General features: G+C 65.7%; 11 protein-coding genes and 2 tRNA genes. 7 read left to right on the top strand and 6 right to left on the bottom strand.

What is annotated here, in order from left to right:
- Together HPY83_09560 and HPY83_09555 are read right to left on the bottom strand one after the other, a co-directional pair.
- The coding region (locus tag HPY83_09560) for an MFS transporter (protein NPV08190.1) at positions 1 to 620 on the bottom strand (620 nt) is incomplete at its 3' end.
- A 389-nt stretch (positions 621 to 1,009) separates the two neighbouring features.
- A complete protein-coding gene (locus tag HPY83_09555; protein ID NPV08189.1) occupies positions 1,010 to 3,139 on the bottom strand; it encodes a copper-translocating P-type ATPase in 2,130 nt (709 codons plus the stop codon).
- Between the two features lie 357 nt (positions 3,140 to 3,496).
- On the opposite strand from HPY83_09555, the gene HPY83_09550 reads away from it, so the two are divergent.
- The gene (locus tag HPY83_09550) at positions 3,497 to 4,501 is read left to right on the top strand and encodes a tetratricopeptide repeat protein (protein ID NPV08188.1); all 1,005 of its coding nucleotides are present in this window, start codon (positions 3,497 to 3,499) and stop codon (positions 4,499 to 4,501) included.
- Between the two features lie 204 nt (positions 4,502 to 4,705).
- Here the strand turns inward: HPY83_09550 and HPY83_09545 are convergent.
- The 4 genes from HPY83_09545 to HPY83_09530 all read right to left on the bottom strand — a co-directional run bounded on the left by HPY83_09545 (position 4,706) and on the right by HPY83_09530 (position 7,656).
- Positions 4,706 to 4,788: transfer RNA gene (locus HPY83_09545), tRNA-Leu, on the bottom strand.
- A 50-nt stretch (positions 4,789 to 4,838) separates the two neighbouring features.
- Positions 4,839 to 4,909, bottom strand: a tRNA-Cys gene (locus tag HPY83_09540).
- Positions 4,910 to 5,017: 108 nt separating this feature from the next.
- Positions 5,018 to 6,073 carry a VCBS repeat-containing protein gene (locus HPY83_09535; GenBank protein NPV08187.1) on the bottom strand — a complete coding sequence of 352 codons (1,056 nt, stop codon included), beginning with the start codon at positions 6,071 to 6,073 and terminating at the stop codon, positions 5,018 to 5,020.
- 11 nt (positions 6,074 to 6,084) lie between these two features.
- Positions 6,085 to 7,656: a DUF4038 domain-containing protein gene (locus tag HPY83_09530; protein NPV08186.1), complete on the bottom strand. Its 1,572-nt coding sequence runs from the start codon at positions 7,654 to 7,656 to the stop codon at positions 6,085 to 6,087.
- A 230-nt stretch (positions 7,657 to 7,886) separates the two neighbouring features.
- On the opposite strand from HPY83_09530, the gene HPY83_09525 reads away from it, so the two are divergent.
- The 6 genes from HPY83_09525 (at position 7,887) to HPY83_09500 (ending at position 16,891) form a co-directional block, all read left to right on the top strand.
- Positions 7,887 to 8,876, top strand: coding sequence for an ABC transporter ATP-binding protein (locus HPY83_09525; protein ID NPV08185.1), 990 nt, complete (start codon positions 7,887 to 7,889; stop codon positions 8,874 to 8,876).
- Positions 8,866 to 9,864, top strand: coding sequence for a dipeptide ABC transporter ATP-binding protein (locus tag HPY83_09520; GenBank protein NPV08184.1), 999 nt, complete (start codon positions 8,866 to 8,868; stop codon positions 9,862 to 9,864). The genes HPY83_09525 and HPY83_09520 overlap by 11 nt, the downstream gene beginning before the upstream one ends.
- Positions 9,865 to 10,009: 145 nt before the next feature.
- Complete coding sequence (locus tag HPY83_09515) at positions 10,010 to 11,857, top strand: peptide ABC transporter substrate-binding protein (protein ID NPV08183.1); 1,848 nt, start codon at positions 10,010 to 10,012, stop codon at positions 11,855 to 11,857.
- A 177-nt stretch (positions 11,858 to 12,034) separates the two neighbouring features.
- On the top strand, positions 12,035 to 13,009 hold the full coding sequence (locus HPY83_09510) for an ABC transporter permease (GenBank protein ID NPV08182.1): 975 nt from the start codon (positions 12,035 to 12,037) through the stop codon (positions 13,007 to 13,009).
- Positions 13,010 to 13,075: 66 nt separating this feature from the next.
- Entirely contained in the window at positions 13,076 to 14,041 is a 966-nt protein-coding gene (locus tag HPY83_09505; GenBank protein ID NPV08181.1) for an ABC transporter permease, read from the top strand.
- Between the two features lie 162 nt (positions 14,042 to 14,203).
- Positions 14,204 to 16,891, top strand: coding sequence for a hypothetical protein (locus HPY83_09500; protein NPV08180.1), 2,688 nt, complete (start codon positions 14,204 to 14,206; stop codon positions 16,889 to 16,891).
- Positions 16,892 to 18,323: the final 1,432 nt, after the last annotated feature.

Here is an 18,323-nt window from a genome sequence, read left to right as displayed (position 1 = left end):
ATGGCGAGGCCGACCCCCAGGAAGACCAGCGTTCCTACCACGATGGCGAGCACGCCCAGGGCGCCGAAGCCCCGCTCCCTGATGACGGCCGCAGCCGCCAGGTTGCCCGCCGCTCCCCCCAAGGTGATGCCGGTGAAGATGATGGCGAAGGCGACCCCCAACCGGTGAGGCGGCACCAACGCCAAGCTGTACGCCTGCCGCCCTAGCGTGTATAGACCTAGGGAGAAGCCCACATAGGCCCAGAGCAGGACCAGCGCTGCCGGCGACCTCAGCAGGAATGCCGCCCCCACCAGAGGCAGCCCGGAGGCTCCCAGGGCCATCACTCTCTTCTGGCCGTAGGCGTCCGCCAGTCCACCCCCCACCAGCGCTGCCACCGCACCCAGCACCAGACGGGTGGAGAGCAGGTTGGAGGTGAACGCCGGGGAACGCCCCAGCACGGCCTCCACGTACACCGAGATCAGGGACTGGCCGGGGGCGATGGCAATTTGCCCCAAGAAGACCACTGACACCAGGGCAAGGAAAGGCCGCAGCCACGCCGCCTGACGGGCCCTGCCAAGCCAGGGAAGACCTCGGGTGCTACGAACCGGCCCTACCGCTACACGGTCATCCTCAGCCGGCAAGGACAGTGCCCTCACCCGCCATCCGGCCGCGGCCGCTGTGAACCCGCAGCGAACAGATCGCGTCCGCCCCTTCAGGCCACGTAGATCCCCGCCTGTGGCGGCAGACGCCAATGAAGGCCATCGGGGCCACACCGTCGCCCTCGGCGCCTAACCCTCGCTCGTCGCCCGTGCGGACCAGCTCGCCTCCTAGTGTCAGCTGCCCTGGGCAACGGCCTTCGTCAATGAACCACCAGTGACGGCCGGATCTCCCTGCCACGTCCCTCCCCTCGCCACGGCCCGCGTGGCGGCCTTCATGGCTCGCCCGGCAAGATAGACACGCCGTCTCCGCCGGTCAACCCCAGGGAATGGCAGACTGCGCCAGGTGCCGGCCGTCAGACGATGGAAAACGCCTACTCCGTCGTGCCCCGCCACCGCCTCAGCGTCTGAGCGTTGATGGCCACGATCACTGTGCTCAGGGACATGAAGAGCGCCCCCACCGCCGGCGTGAGCAGTATGCCGAAGGGCGCCAGCACCCCGGCCGCCAACGGGAGCGCCACCACGTTGTAGCCCGTGGCCCAGGCGAGATTCTGCACCATCTTGCGGTACGTCTGTCGGCTTAACTCGATGACCTTCACCGCGTCCAGCGGATCGCTCTTGACCAGGATAATGCCGGCCGACTCGATGGCCACATCGGTGCCGCTGCCGATGGCGATGCCTACGTCGGCGCGCACGAGCGCCGGGGCGTCGTTCACCCCGTCGCCCACCATGGCCACCTTCTTTCCCTGACGCTGCAGCCGACTCACCATCTCGTCCTTGTGCTCGGGCAGCACCTCGGCGAAGTACTGGTCTATGCCCAGCTCCTCGGCCACGACCCGCGCCACCGCCTCGCTGTCCCCCGTCAGCATGGCCACTTCCACGCCCATCTGGTGAAGCCGGTCCACCGCCCGACGGCTCTCCGGGCGGATGGTGTCCGCCAGGGCGAAGGCCGCCTCTACCCGCGCCTCGTCGGTCAGGTACACCACCGTCTGACCTTTGCCGCTGGCCTCGCGCTCGAACCGCGTCAGAGGCTCCGGCAACTCCAGCCCCAGCATCTCCAGCAGTCTGGGCCCGCCCACGTACACCGTCCGTCCATCGCTGCGCGCCCGGACGCCCCGCCCCTTGATGGCCTCGAAGTCGCTCACCTCCGGCAGGCGCAGCCCCCGCTCTTGGGCCGTACGTCGAATGCCACGAGCAAGGGTGTGCTCCGAGTCCCCCTCCACCGCCGCCGCCAACGCCAGTGCCTGCTCTTCACCGGACTCGTTAGCGGTCGCCATCCCCACTACCCCGAACTCGCCCTGGGTGAGAGTGCCCGTCTTGTCGAAGATGAGCACGTCTACCTCCCGAGCCTCCTCCAACGCCAGCCGATCGCGGATTAGGATGCCGTTGTTGGCCCCGATCGTCGTGGTGATGGCCACCACCAGCGGGATGGCCAGGCCTAGGGCGTGCGGACAGGCGATCACCAATACCGTGGCCACCCGGGCCACCACGTCCACCCGGAAGCCCACCGCCAGCGTCCAGGCCACCGCCGTGATCGCGGCCACCGCCAGGGCGATGTAGAAGAGCCAGGCCGCCGCCCGGTCGGCCAGAACCTGAGTGCGGGACTTGCTCTGTTGGGCCTCCTCTACTAGGCGCATGATTCCGGCCAGAGCCGTCTCCTGCCCGGTGGCCGTCACCCGGACCCGCAGGCTCCCATCTCCGTTGATCGTCCCCCCGATGACCCGGTCGCCCGGCCCCTTCGCCACCGGCCGGGACTCCCCCGTGATCATAGCCTGGTTCACGCGCGACTCGCCCTGCTCCACCTCCCCGTCGGCGGGCACGCTCGTCCCTGGCCGTACCAGCACCAGGTCACCCCGATTGAGCTCACTCACCGGAACCTGCTCCACCGAGCCGTCGGGCCGGATGCGCTCGGCAGTGTCGGGCATGAGCCTGGCCAGCTCCCCCAGTGCTCCTGAGGCCCGGCGCACGCTGCGCATCTCTAGCCAGTGCCCTAGCAGCATTATGTCAATTAGGGTCACCAGCTCCCAGAAGAAGGTGTCCCCCGCGGGCAGGAACAGCGCCGCCAGGCTGTAGCCAAACGCCACCGTGATAGCCAGCGATATCAGCGTCATCATGCCCGGCTGGCGCTGGCGCAGTTCCGGAACCGCCAACTGCAGGAAAGGCAGGCCACCGTAGAGGAAGATGACCACCGAGAGCAGCGGAGTAACCCACTGGCTGCCGGGGAACTCGGGAGCGGTGAACCCCAGTCGCTCCTGGATGAAGGGGCTGTAGAGCAGCACCGGCACCGATAGCACCAAGCACACCCAGAAGCGGCGACGGAACATCTCCTCGTGCCCGGTGTGATCTGCGTGAGCCCGGTGCTCCGGCTCCTTCCCGGGGCGGCTCACGTGCCGGCCATGGAGGTTGTGGTCCATGGCCTGGAGCTCCACCGGCTCCGCTTCGTGGTGGTGACGGGCATGATCCTGGGGGTGGCTCTCGTGCGTCTCGCGGTCCTGAGTCGACATGGTAACGCTCCTCTGACTGACGAAAGGTGACTCCCGCGGCTCATCGTCCGGCCCCCTTCGGCCGAAAGAGCACCTGCGGCAAACGCCTAGGGTAGTCTACGCCCACTGGTGGTGACGGTCTACTACGCCAGTCAAGTATGCGCGCGTCGGTCCGGCCCATGGACTCCAGGCAGGGCGCGGCTTGAGACAGGACATTGCGCCGGCGCGTGGCTACGGACATGGCCGCTGCGCCCTAGCGGCCGCCAAGCGGCACCGGCAAGCGAGGGGGCAAAACGGCGAAACCTTGCGTATAATGTGGGGGCAGCCAATGCAGGAGAATCCACGACTGTCACATGTGAAGCCGAAGGAGGCACGCACATGCGCGACCCAGCCAACACTGATGGAGTCCCCGTCACCCACGACACCGTGAAGAGCGCCAGCGAGCTGCGAGACCTGCTGCGCCAGACCGAGTTGGCCATCGCCGACTTGAGGCGCGGCACCGGCGAGCAGGCTGCCGAGGCAGTTCGCACGATGCACGTGATCGAGAAGTCCATCCCCAGGCTGGAGCAGCAGTTCGGGGTGGAGCTCAAGGCCGAGCGCTCCCGCCTGCAGACGCTTGAGGGCGCTTTCCGCAGCAACGCCGCCCTGCTGGTGCGCAAGGTCGGCCGAAGCAGGTTCGAGGAGCTCCGTCGGGAGGTCGGCGCCGGCAATGAAGACTGGTGGATGCGTCTGGATGTGATAGTGGCCGAAGAGCGGAGCCAGCGGCTGCGTCGCCTGGGCCTCAGGCTGGGGGTAGCAGCGGTAGCTGTGGTGATCCTGGCGGTGGCCTATCAGGTGTTCCTCGCCCCATCATCAAACGGCGCCAGCGATCGCCTGCGTAGCGCCGAGAGCTACCTCACCCAGGGCCAGCTGGAGACGGCTTTAGCCGAGTACATGGCTGCACTGGAGGACGGCGCTGAGGGCTTTGAGGCTCCCCTCGCCATCGGGGCCATCCTCACCCAGCTGGGCCGTAGCGATGAGGCCCAGCAGTACCTGGACCGGGCCCGCCAGCAACTCAGCCAGGCCGACTACTACGCCAACCTGTCCCTGATCTACTACAAGATGGCCTCGCAAGGGGGAGTGGATGCCGCGGACAAGGCGGAAGAGGCCGCTTTGGCCGCCGTAGAGGCCGATGACACCTCGGCCATGGCCTACCTGGCCCTGGGCAGCGTCTACGAGATGCAGGGCGAAGTGGGCAAGGCCATCGAGGCACTGGATCGGGCTTCCACCCTGACCACCGATGCAGCGCTGACCGCGTCCATCAAGATGCGCCTGGGCATGCTCTCCCAGCGCCCGGGAGAGCTGCCCGGCGTGGAGGCCGAGGTCTCGCCGAAAGCGGAGTAGGTCGCCCGGCACCGGATCGGGCGTCGGGCATCGCCGAGCAGCCTGGTCACAGCTTCGGCGCGCACCTTGCCGCTGGGTGTGCTGGCCGAGGGACGCTGCCTGTGGCACCCAGCTCTGAGAGAGAGGGGGCGGCCCAGCCGCCTCCCTAGCGGCTGTGAGCCTCACCTAGGGCGACGAGCGCCAACGCCGTCCCGGCAGAGGAGGTAGGGCGGGTGGGATTCGAACCCACATGGCCTTGCGGCCAGCGGATTTTAAGTCCGCAGCGTCTGCCGTTTCGCCACCGCCCCAAAACGACACACGCCCACTGTACGCCAGTGGGCACGCGTCTTCCTCTCTGAGGCGACGGCCGGATTTGAACCGGCGATGGGGGTTTTGCAGACCCCTGCCTTGCCACTTGGCTACGTCGCCCTACAGCTCCCATTATACCCGCCCACACCACTCCCGGCAACCGCGGCACCGACCTCGCTGCAGCCCCCAACGAGCTGTGCACTGGCGACTACCGCCGCTCCGTCGTCCTTACCCCGGCCAGGAGACGTTCTCCCACCACTCCACGTACCGTCCCGGCCGGTACGGTTTGCCCACTATGTCCGGCAGGCCGGTCTTTCCCAGATCGCCCACCTTGGCCTCGTGAGTCGGATGCCCCACCGCCACCAAGAACTCCTCGAACTGACCCTGCCCCTGGTTCACGTAGATGAGCACCCGGGCCCGCTCGTGGCGGCCCAAACCCATCTCAGCCGCGAACACGTCGAGCTCTACGCCGCCGCCGAAGCTCGCCAACGCCAGGCTGTGCGGGTGAAAGAGGTCGTCCGCGATCAGGTGCTCCCTCTCCCACCCCCTTCCCTCGAACCAGGACAACCTTCCTCGATCCGCTTCCCCCTCGCATAGCACGATCTCAGGCCAACCGTCGCGGTTGAGGTCGCCCACCGCCACCCTGCAATCGCGGAAGTCGGCGAACTGGTGACGCGTCCACCTATTGCCGGCACTCTCGGGCGGTTCAAACCAGTTGGGTCCGGCCACAATCTCTTGCCGGCCGTCGCCGTCCAGATCCGCCACTGCCAGCCCTTCTACCACCAGGTCTTCGCATACCAGGTGCCTGCACTCCGAAGGCCAGGGAGATACCCGCGGGTCGGGAGGCAGATCGTAGTACACCAACATGCCGGCTTCCTGAGAGGCAACCACGATCTCCGCTTTCCCGTCGCCGTCCACATCGCCGACTGCCTGGTCGTGGTACTTGCACAGCCCGTCCTCGATCACCCGCATCGGCCAGCGCCCGGTGCCCTGGTTCTCCAACCAGTACAACTCCCTACCGCCCGACGGCCTCCCCGCCACCAGGTCAAGTAGCCCGTTCCCGGTTATGTCGAGCAGGACACCTCCGGCCTCCAGGTTGGCCGTGCCTATGGTGTGCCTCGTCCACGAGGGGTAGCGATACCAGACCAGGTTGTCCTGGCCCTCCTTGCCCCCGATGACAACGTCGGCGTAGCCATCGCCATCCACGTCTCCCAGGAGGCACACGTCGTTCTCCCACCCAGGAGTGCAGCTGTCTAGGTAGCGATGTCGAAACCTGAGTCCCACCGACCTGCCTCTCAGACTCCTTCCAGAAGCAGCACCCGGTCCCTCTCTCCTGCTGCTCGAAACCGGAGCCAGCCCTCACCGAGGTCAACTGCCTCTGCCCAAGTGCCCTCAGCTGGGTCGTACCAGCGCGCCTGGAACGCTTCCGGCATTTCCCTGCCAGCCAGGCCGATCTCTCCCGCTCTCGGCAAGTACGCCACCACGAGGTCTCTCTCTGCGGTAGCACCCACGGCCACGAACTCCGCCGGGTCGTGGCCGCCGGGCTGGGCGAGCAGCAGCTCCGGCGCGGGCCTCAGGCGCCACCACTCGATGCCGTTGAAGAACGAACGCAGGTGCCTCACGGAGATGCTGCCCGGGCTGTGCAGGGCCTCGTGCCAAGGCGGTGCCTCACCGCTACTGGGATGGTCTGGGGGCACCGCATGCTCCTCCATCCAGGGCCACACGCCGTGGTGCCCGTACGTCACGCCCGCAGTGGGAGAGACTAGCAGGCTCCAGTACAGTGCGCGACGCACGTGGTAGTCGGTGAATCGCTGCCGCGAGTGATAGGACACGTGATACTCGTAGTTGGGCTCCAGGTTGATGACCGGCCGTACCGGCGGCGTGTCCCAGTCCGTCGCCGGTGGTCCCTGCGTGAGCCAGGCCAGGTGGTCACGGCTGTCGCCGTGGCCGCTCTGGTACCCGATGAAGTCGAACCACTCCTCCCGGCGGAACTCGACCCCTACCCACTGCACCCCGCGGGGATGCATCGTCACCGGCCGGTCGTGGCCGTCTCCGAACACCCTCCGCCCGATCCGGCGCCAGCGCTCCGCCTTCTCCCCCTCGTAGTCGCCGTCGCCGCCCAGCAGCCAGGCCACCTGATACGCCCCGTAGCGCGCCACCATGTACCGCGCCAGGGCCACCGCATCGTCCTCGGGCAGGGAGTAGCCCGGATTGCGGTCATCGGGGGCCGCGATGGCCCACAGCAGCACCGGCGCCGCCAGCAGGCCCTCCCGGTTCACCGCCTCTACCTTGGCGTCCAGGCGGGCGAAGAAGCCGGGGTTGACCTGGATCGGCCCCGCCCCGGTGTAGGCCCGCTCCCCGAGCGCGTCGCCCAGGAAGGCCCGCCAGTGCGTGAGCACGAACATCACCGCGGTGAAACCCTGCTCCCGGCGCGTCCGGAGGTATGCCTTCCAGTCGGACAGCTTCGCCTTCAGAACCCCATTCCAGGCCGCGTCCGCCAGCCAGAAGAAGGGCGTGCCATCGGCGTGGATGAGGTGCCGGCCGTCTGGGGATACCGCCACCGGCCCATATCGAAAGAGCGCCGCGTCGGGCTCGCCTGCCACGCACTGTACCACGCCGCTGCGTCCGTCCAGGCCCGGATCTGCGCCTTTGCGGCAGACGATGTCGTAGTGCCACTCCCCCGCCGCGTCGGGCGCGAACCGCACCCGCCAGGTCTTGCCTCCGTCCCAAAACCCTTCCACCCGTCGCTCCCGGCCCCCGGGGCCCCGCAAGCGGGCCTCCACCACCACGTCGTACAGGGGATTGCTGTGCCTCCTATCCGCCTCCAGCGTCAGCTCCGCTACCCGCCAGATTCCGACCCTTTGCATCCTAACTACCCCTTCCCTCGCACTCAACGGCACGTGCGCCAGCCACCGGGGTTGCCCTGCCCAAGCCCGTGCGCCTACATCGTCAGCGAAAACCTGACCCCATCCTTGCACTATCTAGCTTGACAAACCGTTTCCCTCCTTGTTAGCATTTCTCTGTTGTCTACAGGCCCCTGCCAATAGAACGTGCCTGGATGGGCATCAATCCTAGCCCTAGCAAGGTAGCAGCCAGCATGGCGTTACTCGAGGTCAAGGATCTCAGGACGGAATTCCATACCCAAGACGGCGTAGTCATGGCCGTGAACGGCATCTCCTACGAAGTCAACGAGGGAGAGACCGTCGCCATCGTGGGGGAAAGCGGATGCGGCAAGAGCGTTGGCGTGCTCTCGATCATGCGCCTGATTCCCCAGCCACCTGGCCGCATCGTCGGTGGCCAGGTGCTGTTCCAGGATCGGGATCTCCTGCGCCTTCCCGAGGACCAGCTCCGCACCATACGGGGCAACCGTATCTCCATGATCTTCCAGGATCCTATGACCTCGCTCAATCCGGTGCTGACCATAGGCAGGCAGGTGGGCGAGGCGCTGGAGGTACACCAGGGGCTCAGCTCCTCCGAGGCCCGAAACCGGACCGTGGAGCTGCTGCGGATGGTCGGCATTCCTGAGGCCCATCGCCGTCTGGATGACTACCCGCACCAGTTCTCGGGCGGCATGCGCCAGCGGGCCATGATCGCCATGGCACTGTCATGCGACCCTCAGCTTCTCATCGCGGACGAGCCCACTACCGCTCTCGACGTCACCATCCAGGCCCAGATCATCGAGTTGGTGAAGCGGCTCCGGGACGAATTGGGCATGGCCGTCATCTGGATCACCCACGACCTGGGCATAGTTGCCGGCCTGGCCGACCGGGTCATTGTGATGTACGCAGGCTACATCATCGAATCGGCCCCGGTCAAAGAGCTTTACGTCAACCCCCGGCACCCCTACACCGTGGGTCTGCTGCGGTCGGTGCCCCGGCTGGACGAGGAGAGGGCCACCAGGCTCATACCGATCGAGGGCCTTCCGCCCGACCTGATTGACCTGCCGGACGCCTGTCCCTTCGCACCTCGCTGTCCTGCGGCCATAGACAAGTGCTGGTCGGGCAATCCCAGCCTCCGATCCATCGGTGGAGGGCACAAGGTGGCTTGCTGGCAAGATATTATCCCGGACGGCAGCAATGGCCTCTGACAACGGCAATGACGCTCTGATCCGTGTTCGCGATCTCAAGATGCATTTCCCCATCACGCGGGGTATCATCCTGCAGCGCAAGATCGGCTCCATTCGCGCGGTGGACGGCATCTCCTTCGACATCAAGAAAGGGGAGACGCTGGGCCTGGTGGGAGAGAGCGGCTGCGGCAAGTCAACCACCGGGCGCGCCATCCTGCAGCTCTACCGACCCACGGCCGGGCAGGTGCTCTTCCAGGACGTGGACCTAGTGAAGCTCAAGGGCGAACCGCTACGCCGTATGCGCCGCAACATGCAGATCATCTTCCAGGACCCCTACGCCTCCCTCAACCCTCGCATGACCGTCGGCTCCATCATCGGCGAGCCCCTGGAGGTCCATGGGCTGGCTCAGGGCAGGGCGCTCCAGGAGCGCGTCCGCGAGTTGCTTGCTCTCGTGGGCCTGAACCCGTACTTCGCCTCCCGTTACCCCCATGAGTTCTCTGGGGGTCAGCGCCAGAGGATCGGCGTGGCCCGGGCCCTAGCCGTGCAGCCCGACTTCATCGTATGCGATGAGCCCATCTCGGCGCTGGACGTGTCCATCCAGGCTCAGATCATCAACCTCCTGGAGGACCTGCAGGAGCAGTTCGGGCTCACCTACCTGTTCATCGCCCACGACCTGAGCGTCGTCAGGCACATCAGCGACCGCGTCGCCGTAATGTACCTGGGCAAGATCGTGGAGTTAGCTGAGCGCCTGGACTTGTACCGAGATCCAAGGCACCCTTACACCCGGGCCCTGCTCTCGGCAGTGCCCATCCCGGATCCAGTGGTGGAGGCCAAGCGTCAGCGCATCATCCTGGAAGGGGATGTGCCCAGCCCTGCCAACCCGCCTCAGGGATGCAACTTCTGCACCAGATGTCCCGTGGTCATGGACATCTGTAAGCAGGAGGAGCCTCCTTTCGAGGAGGTCAGCGAAGGCCACTGGGTGGCGTGTTACCGGAGTCGGGAAGGATAGAACCCACACGGCCAGTCTGCGACGCTCTGGCCAGAAGGAGGTGAGCCGGCGGATGCTATACCGTACGGGGGAGACGCCTCCCGGGTGTTGTCGGTACCGGCCCATGGAAGAGCCATGGAGGTGCTTTCATTGTCAGGAGGGATAGATGAGACCTAAGAGCAAGTGGTTTGGGGCGCTGGCCATCTTGGCCGTCCTTGCTATGGTGGTGGCGGCCTGCGGCGCCACACCGGCGCCGGAGGTCATCAAGGAGACCGTCGTAGTCACCCAGGAGGTCGAGAAGGTAGTTACCCAGGAAGTGGTGGTCACCCAGGAGGTGATCGTCACCCAGGAAGTGGTGGTGACCCCCACGCCCGAGCCCGGCGCTGAGCGAGTGACCCTCGATTTCATCTTCGGGTCCGAGCCGCCCACCATTGACCCGGCCATCAGTGAGGACACTACCTCGGTGTGGTTGGTGGAGCAGATGTTCCTGGCTCTCACCGACTACGACGATGACACCCTGGAGGTCGTGCCCGAGCTAGCCACCAGCTGGGACATCTCCGAGGACGGAACGGTCTATACCTTCCATCTCCGCGACGATGCCGTGTGGGTGCAGCTCGTGGGCAATCAGGTGAACGAGATCGGCCCGGTCACCGCTCATGACGTGGTCTACGGCATTCTCCGCACTCTCGACCCGCGCACCGGCGCTCCCTACTCCTACGTCCCCACCACTGTACTCGTGGGCGCGGAGGAGTTCGCCTTTGCCGACGTTGACGAAGTCGGCGAGGAGGGCCTGGAGGAGCTCCGCAACGCTGTGGGCGTGCGTGCCATTGATGACTACACCGTCGAGTATACTCTCAAGCAGCCGGCCACCTACTTCCCCGCCATGGTCAGCCTGTGGATCTTCCGCCCGCAGCCCCAGGCCGCCATCGAAGAATGGGGCGACCGCTGGATCGAGCCTGGCCTGATCGTCACTAACGGCCCATACATGCTCAAGGAATGGGCCCACGGCGACCACCTGACGCTGGTGAAGAACCCCTTGTGGTACGACGCCGACCAGGTGCAGATCGAGGTCCTCCAGGCTCCTATAGTGGCTGAGGCCTCCACCGGCATGGCCATGTACGAAGCCGGCGAGATAGACTTCGCTGGCGATCCCGGGTGGGGCCCGCCCTTGCCCGACATGGATCGCATCAAGGCCGACCCAGTGCTCAGCCAGGAGCTGCAGATCCTGCCTCGGCTGTGCACCTACTACTATGGCTTCCTTAACAACAAGCCGCCGTTCGACAATCATCTGGTGCGCAAGGCGTTCTCCTACGCCATTGACCGCCAGACCCTGATTGACACCCTGCTGAAGGGCGAGCAGCGTCCCGCCAATTCCTTCACCTGCCCCGGCGTGTTCGGCAACGTGGCTGGAGACCCCGAGGTAGGGTTGTTGTTCGATCCGGATGCAGCGCGTGCCGCTCTGGCTGAGGCCGGATATCCGAACGGCGAGGGCCTGCCGCCGATCACTCTGATGATCAACCAGTCCGAGGCTCACCTCCAGATCGCTCAGGCCATCCAGGCCATGTGGATGGAGGTCCTCAACGTGGAGGTCAACATCGAGCAGCAGGAGTGGGCAGTCTACCTGAACACCCTGAAGCCAGACTCGCCCGACGAGGACAAGCCTCACATCTTCCGCATGGGCTGGTGCGCCGACTATCTGGATGCCAACAACTTCCTGGCCGACGTGCTGCACAGCAAGAGCACCGAGAACTACGAGAAGTTCTACAACGATGAGTTCGATGCGCTGGTGGAGCAGGCTCAGGTCGAGACTGATCCCGACGTCCGCGCCGCGCTCTACAAGCAGGCGGAGATCATCCTGAACAACGAGGTCACCGCCATGGCGCCCATCTACTTCTACACCCGGGTCACGCTCAACAAGCCGTACCTGACGCGCATCGTGAACCCCCTGAGCATGGACCACGTGTGGAAGTGGAAGATAGACTGGGAGGCCAAGAAGGCCGCCACCGGCAGGTAGAGCGTCTGTGAATGATCGGAGACGGGGTGCGACAGGCCCCGTCTCCACCCGCAGAACGACGACGGGGACCTAGATCCCCGTCGGTCCACATGCGGCCAGCGGCAAGTGCACTGGCCGCATGTGGACCGACGGTGATTGCGTGAGACTGAAGACCGACTATTACCGGAGTGATGCTTAATGACCACATACATCGTGCGCCGGCTGCTTTGGTCTGTGCCGGTGCTGCTGGCCCTGTTGCTGGCCGTGTTTCTGCTGATGCAGGCCATACCCGGTGGCCCTTTCGACTTCGCCGGGGAGCGCAACCTGCCCCCCGCCGTGGTGCAGAATCTGGAGCGGAAGTACGGGCTGGACAAGCCGTTACACGAGCAGTTCCTCAACTACCTCAAGGCTGTAGTGCTGGAAGGCGACCTCGGCCCCTCGTTCACTCAACGGAACCGGACGGTCAACGACATCGTGGGCGACAGCCTGCCCATCTCCGCTCAGCTAGGCATCCTGGCCATAGGGCTGGCCCTGCTCATCGGCGTGCCGGCCGGGATCATCGCTGCCCTCAACCACAACCGCCTTCCCGATTACCTGGCCTCCTTCCTGGCCATCGTGGGCGTGTCCATCCCGGCTTTGGTACTGGGCCCGGTGCTCTACTGGGTGTTCGCCCTGAAGCTGGGCTGGTTGCCGGTGGCTCTGTGGGGAGCTGAGCGACCGTTCTTCCTCGGCTTCATTCCTACCCCGACGGCGAAGTTCTTCCGGCATGCCATCCTGCCCACTCTTGCTCTGGGCACGGGCCTTTCCGCCAGTATCGCTCGCCTCACTCGCGCCTCTCTGCTCCAGGTCATCCGCGAGGACTACATCCGCACCGCTCGGGCCAAGGGGCTGCGGGAGCGGGCCGTGGTGGTGCGCCACGCTCTGAAGAACAGCCTCATACCGGTAGTGACGGTCTTGGGCCCCATGTTCGCCGCCGTCATTACCGGCACTATCGTTATCGAGGCGGTCTTCGGCATTCCCGGGATGGGCAAGTACTTCGTGCAGGGCATCAGTAACCGCGACTATCCCGTGATCATGGGAGTCACCCTGATCTACGCCGTCATCCTGGTGCTCTCCAACCTGGCGGTGGACATCACCTATGCCTGGCTTGACCCGCGCATACGCTACTCGTAGGCAGTCGCGGACGAGGTCACTGCGAAGGGCCGCTGTGAACCCCGCCGCATCTAGTGAGGAGTTAGAATGGCCGTTCAGGAGGCAGTAGCCCAGCAGGTCTTCGCCAGCCGGGCACAGAGGCGCCAGCGTAGTCCCTGGTCGGACGCGCTTCACCAGTTGTTCAGAAACCGCGTGGCCACTGCGGGCGGTGTGTTTATCCTCGCTCTGCTCGTCGTCGCCGTCTTCGCCCCGGTTCTGGCTCCGTACGGCTACGCCGAGACCCACTTCCAGGACAACTACGCCCTCCCCGGGCCCGATTACCCGCTTGGCGCCGACTACCTAGGCCGCGACATACTCAGCCGTACCATCTATGGTGCGCGCGTTTCTCTCGCGGTCGCCTTCGTGGCTGCCACCGTGAGCCTCGTCGTCGGCGTAGCCTACGGTACCATCTCCGGCTATGCTGGCGGATGGGTTGACAACCTCATGATGCGCATAGTGGACTTCCTCTACGGGCTGCCCGTGCTCATCGTGGTCATCCTCATGCAGGTCTTCTTCAAGGCCGTCTCCAGACGAGGAGAGGTGACCGGGCTGATGGCAGCCCTGGTGAGGTTGGACACTGCCCTGGGTGGGCTGTTCTTCGTGTTCCTCGCCCTCGGGCTTCTCAACTGGATCGGGATGGCGCGCATAGCCCGCGGGCAGGTGCTCTCCTACAAGGAGCGCGAGTTCGTGGAGGCGGCTCGCGCCATCGGCGTGGGCACGCCTCGGGTGCTCTTCCGCCACCTGCTACCCAACATACTCGGTCCGTGCATCGTGGCCGAGACCCTCTCCATCCCCGGCTACATCATGACCGAGGCCTTTCTCAGCTACATAGGACTGGGCGCCAACCCGCCTACGCCCAGCTGGGGCATCATGATAAACGAAGGCTTCCAGGGCATCCGGTCGTACCCGCACGTAATCCTGGTACCAGCGACGGCCCTGACCCTCACCGTCCTCGCCTTCAACTTCCTGGGCGACGGTCTGCGCGACGCCTTCGACCCGCGCCTGCGCGAGTAGCGGTCCAGCAGGATCTCTCGCCTACCCCCACGGCCCGGCCGGTAGCCGGGCCGTGGACATGGCAGACACCGGCACGAGGCCACTGGACATCTCCAAACACTACCGCTACCATGCGGGCAGCTGACGCTCCGGCCGATAGGCTGTCCGTCGTGGAGGCACCCCATGAGCCAGTCTTCTTCTTCGCGTCGGTGTCTTCATTCCGCCTTGAGCCTAGTTCTGCTGCTCTCCTGCTTGTCGCCCATCCACGTTCGGGCCGGTTCCGCCCTTCCCCCTGAACCGGCTTCCGTGGCCTCGCCAATCGCGGTGGGCCGCTCGTCTCCGCAATCCGTTTCGCTTGAGGACCGAGCTAGATTGGTGGGCGCCCTGGGCCACTTGCCCCTTCTCTTCATCGAGAACCAGGGACAGCTGGACCGCCGGGTCGTCTACTACCTTCCGGGGCAAAGCGCCACTGTCTACTTCACCGCCGACGGTGTCACTTTCGTGCTGCAAGGGGCGACGCCCGATGTCCCAGGGGTGGCCACGGGGAGCGCATACCCTCGCAGTAGAAGGCACGTGGTGCAGCTGGACTTCCTGGGCGCCGCTCGCGTGACGCCGGCGGGACGGGAGCGCGCCCAGACAGTGGTGTCCTACTTCCGGAGCCAGCTCGAGCGGTGGCACGTCGGCGTGCCGACCTATCACCGCGTGGTGTACTCCGACCTCTGGCCTGGCATAGACCTGGCCTACTACGGTGAGGCAGGGAACCTGAAATACGAGTTCATAGTCCGGCCGGGTGGTGATCCCTCCCGTATCCGCCTCGCCTACCGGGGTGCCACCTCGATGCACCTGAACGAGACCGGCTCTCTCGAGATAGCCACTCCTGCCCGCACCATCTCTGATCAGGCGCCTTTGGCCTACCAGGACGTCGGGGGAGAACGGCGGCTGGTGGAGGCGGCCTACGCCGTGGATGGCGACGGCCTCTCCTTCGGCTTCACTCTTGGCCCCTATGATCGCTCTACCACCCTCGTTCTCGACCCGGAGCTGCTCTACTGCGGCTTCCTGGGCGGGTCGGACTCGGACGAGGGCTATGACATCGCCGTGGACGCCGAAGGCGCCGCCTACGTTGTGGGAAACACCCAGTCGCACCAAGACAGCTTCCCAGTGGTGGTGGGCCCCGACTCTACTTTCAACGGTGGCTGGGTTGATGTCTTCGTGGCCAAGGTCAACCCCGAAGGCACTGCCTTGGAGTATTGCGGCTACATCGGGGGCGCCCTGCGCGACGCCTATTCCGGCGACCTGGGCATCGCCGTGGATTCCCACGGGGCAGCGTATGTCACCGGCGTCACCGAGAGCACCGAAGCCAGTTTCCCCGTCCTGGTGGGCCCTGACCTCACGCACAACGGAGGCGCCGATGCGTTCGTCGCCAAGGTCAACCCGGCGGGCACGGCGTTGGAGTACTGCGGCTACATCGGCGGGCTCCAAGAAGACTCGCCAGCGGGCATAGCCGTGGACTCCTCCGGAGCAGCCTACGTGGTGGGAACAACGACGTCGGATCACAATAGCTTCCCGGTACAGGCAGGCCCCTTCCTCACCTACAAGGGGGATGGCGACGTCTTCGTGGCCAAGGTCAGGCCCGATGGCAGCTCGCTAGAGTATTGCGGCTACATCGGCGGATCGGTGGTGGATCGTATCGTAGGCACGGGCCGGGACGAGGGCAACGCCATAGCGGTAGACGCGTCCGGTGCTGCCTACATCACTGGCAGGACCAGGTCCACGCAGGTCAGCTTCCCCGTGCTCGTGGGGCCAGACCTCACCTTCAACGGCGGCTTCTGGGACTTCAACGCCTTCGTGGCGAAGGTCAGGCCCGACGGCACAGGGTTAGTCTACTGTGGTTACCTGGGCGGATTCGCCGGCCAGGGCATCGCGGTGGACGCCCTGGGGGCAGCCTACGTGACCGGCACTACTGGCGCGGGCAACCTCCCTTTGCTGGTAGGACCGGACCTGACCTTCAACGGCGCCGAGGATGCTTTCGTGGCCAAGGTGAGGCCCGACGGAACCGGGCTGGTGTACTCCGGCTACGTCGGCGGGACAGACATGGATAGCGGCACCGACATAGCCGTTGATTCCCAGGGCGCCGCCTACGTCACCGGATACACCAGCTCATCGGAAGCGACCTTCCCCGTGCGCGAGGGCCCGACGCTCACGTTCGGAGGTGACAGCGATGCCTTCGTGGCCAAGGTGCGGCCCGATGGCACCGAGCTCCAGTACTGCGGCTACGTAGGTAGCGCCGCTACTGACCTGGGCAAGGGAGTGGCCGTAGATAGCCAAGGCAACGCTTACCTCACCGGCTTCACCTACTACACTGTCCCAGACTTCGAGGAGTACCCCATTGACACCTTCCCTGAGACGGTGGGCCCGGACCTAACCTTCAACGGGAGCTACGATGCCTTTGTGGCCAAGATAGGCGAGCCCTCGACCAACGGAGATACCACGCCACCCGCCGCTATAGCCGACCTGACAGCAGCTACCGGCCCCGTGGCCGGCACTATTGTGCTCCACTGGACCGCTCCCGGCGACGATGGCACCGCCGGCACCGCCACCGCCTACCAAGTCCGCTACGGCTCGTCGGTCATCACCGAGGCCGACTGGGGCACGGCTACCCCGGTATCCCACGGCATACCGATCCCCGCAGACGCCGGAACACCGCAGTCCATGACCGTCACCGGGTTGACTTCCGGACGTACCTACTACTTCGCGATCAAGACCCTGGACGAGGTGCCCAACGTATCGGCCATCTCTAACAGCCCCGGAGCGACGGTAGCGTGGGAGAATGGCCACCGCATCCTCGTCCCCCTGTGCATGCGCCGCAGTTGAGACCTCGGGCCCGCGCGGAAGAGCCGGGCCCGGGACCATTGCCCTAGAGCGCGTGGTGCCTTGCGAATCCTGCCAGGCTGTCACTGGGCAGACGCCCAGCGCCTGCGCCGCTATTGCCATCGAGCGCCCACGGCCTCGGCTCCTATGGAGGGACATGCTGTAGTGGCGCCGTACCTCGACATCCGCCCAACCCCGCGCTGGCAGCAGCTCAAGATCGGGCCGACGGCCTGCCAACAGTACTTTCGCACTAGCCCTTCGTTGCCCTCAGGCCACGCAAGAACGCCCTGAGTGCTTTCACGATCCGCCCTCCTCGACGGAGGGCGCTCGCTGGCACGTTCGCTTCCTCCGTTCGCGTAGCGCGCCGGGCGGCGGTCACTCCTCAAGAGAGACCGGGACCTCTGCCACGATGCTGCCTCCTTGGCTCGTTGTCGGCCTCGGGGCCTGCCTTGGGCGAATAACGGGCGACCATGGGCGCTGGTGTACGGCGGCCTGCCGCTTCCCAGACGCACTGTCGCCCCCGATCCTGACCTGTTGCCCGAAATGTCTGCCGGCGCCAGGAGCTTGCAGCCCTGTGCTATAATTACCTTCGGTTCGTATCTCAGCAGCCTACCAGGCGAGAGGGATGATCGAGGCTCACAGCCTGACCAGGAACTTCGGCAGCACGGTCGTCATCGGGGACGTAAGCACAGACGTCAGAACGGCCGAAGTACCTTGGTTTCCCGGTAGGCGTCCAGACCCCCTTTCGGTCACCCGTCGGCGAACTGCCTCGTATGTGCCCGGTGCCAGCTTTACCGCTTTGCTCCGCCCCCCTGCCTGCGCCCCCGGGGCCAGACGGCTCATTGCCGGCCGCGCCCGGTGCCAGTCAGGCCCAGATGGGCGGTCAGGGGACATCCGTGCTTCCTCGGGCGGACCGACGGTACGCGCTTCCCTCACTCTGCAGGGAGCCCGCGACCGCCGATCCGCCAGCCGGGCAGCGGACCTTCTGGAGCACCCCGATGGCGGACACCACAGCGTGAGTACCAGCGGGCGTGGATAGCGACTTTGGCTCTCCACCGGTGTTCTTGGCTCTGGTACGTGATACCCATGCCCTCTGGGAGGCCAGCGGGGGTGCGGACGTCCCCTCTCGACGCCAGGGACGAGAGGCTAGAGGCGCCAGCCCCTGGCCGAGGGCCAGTCACAAGGTGATGGTCACGCCATCGGATGATGCCGCTTACGCCGGCGCGATGGGCCGGCCCTCGGCTGATGGCCACCCTGCACCACAATGAGGCGGAGGCTGCTGCAGTGGAGGTAGGCTCATACACGGCCGCTGACGGCGGAGCGCTTGTGAGGCAGCGCCAGCAGGGCACTTCACCTCACCGCCGCACCCGTTCTCCCGGCCGGCTCGATATCGGTTCTCTTTCGATGCTAGCTCCCACCGCAGGACTTCCGTGTC

This window comes from Anaerolineae bacterium (genome assembly GCA_013178015.1).
In the GTDB taxonomy this organism is placed as follows: Bacteria; Chloroflexota; Anaerolineae; order DRVO01; family DRVO01; genus Ch71.
The sequence above is the reverse complement of the archived record's forward strand: the minus strand, read 5'-3'. Positions and strand labels throughout refer to the sequence as shown.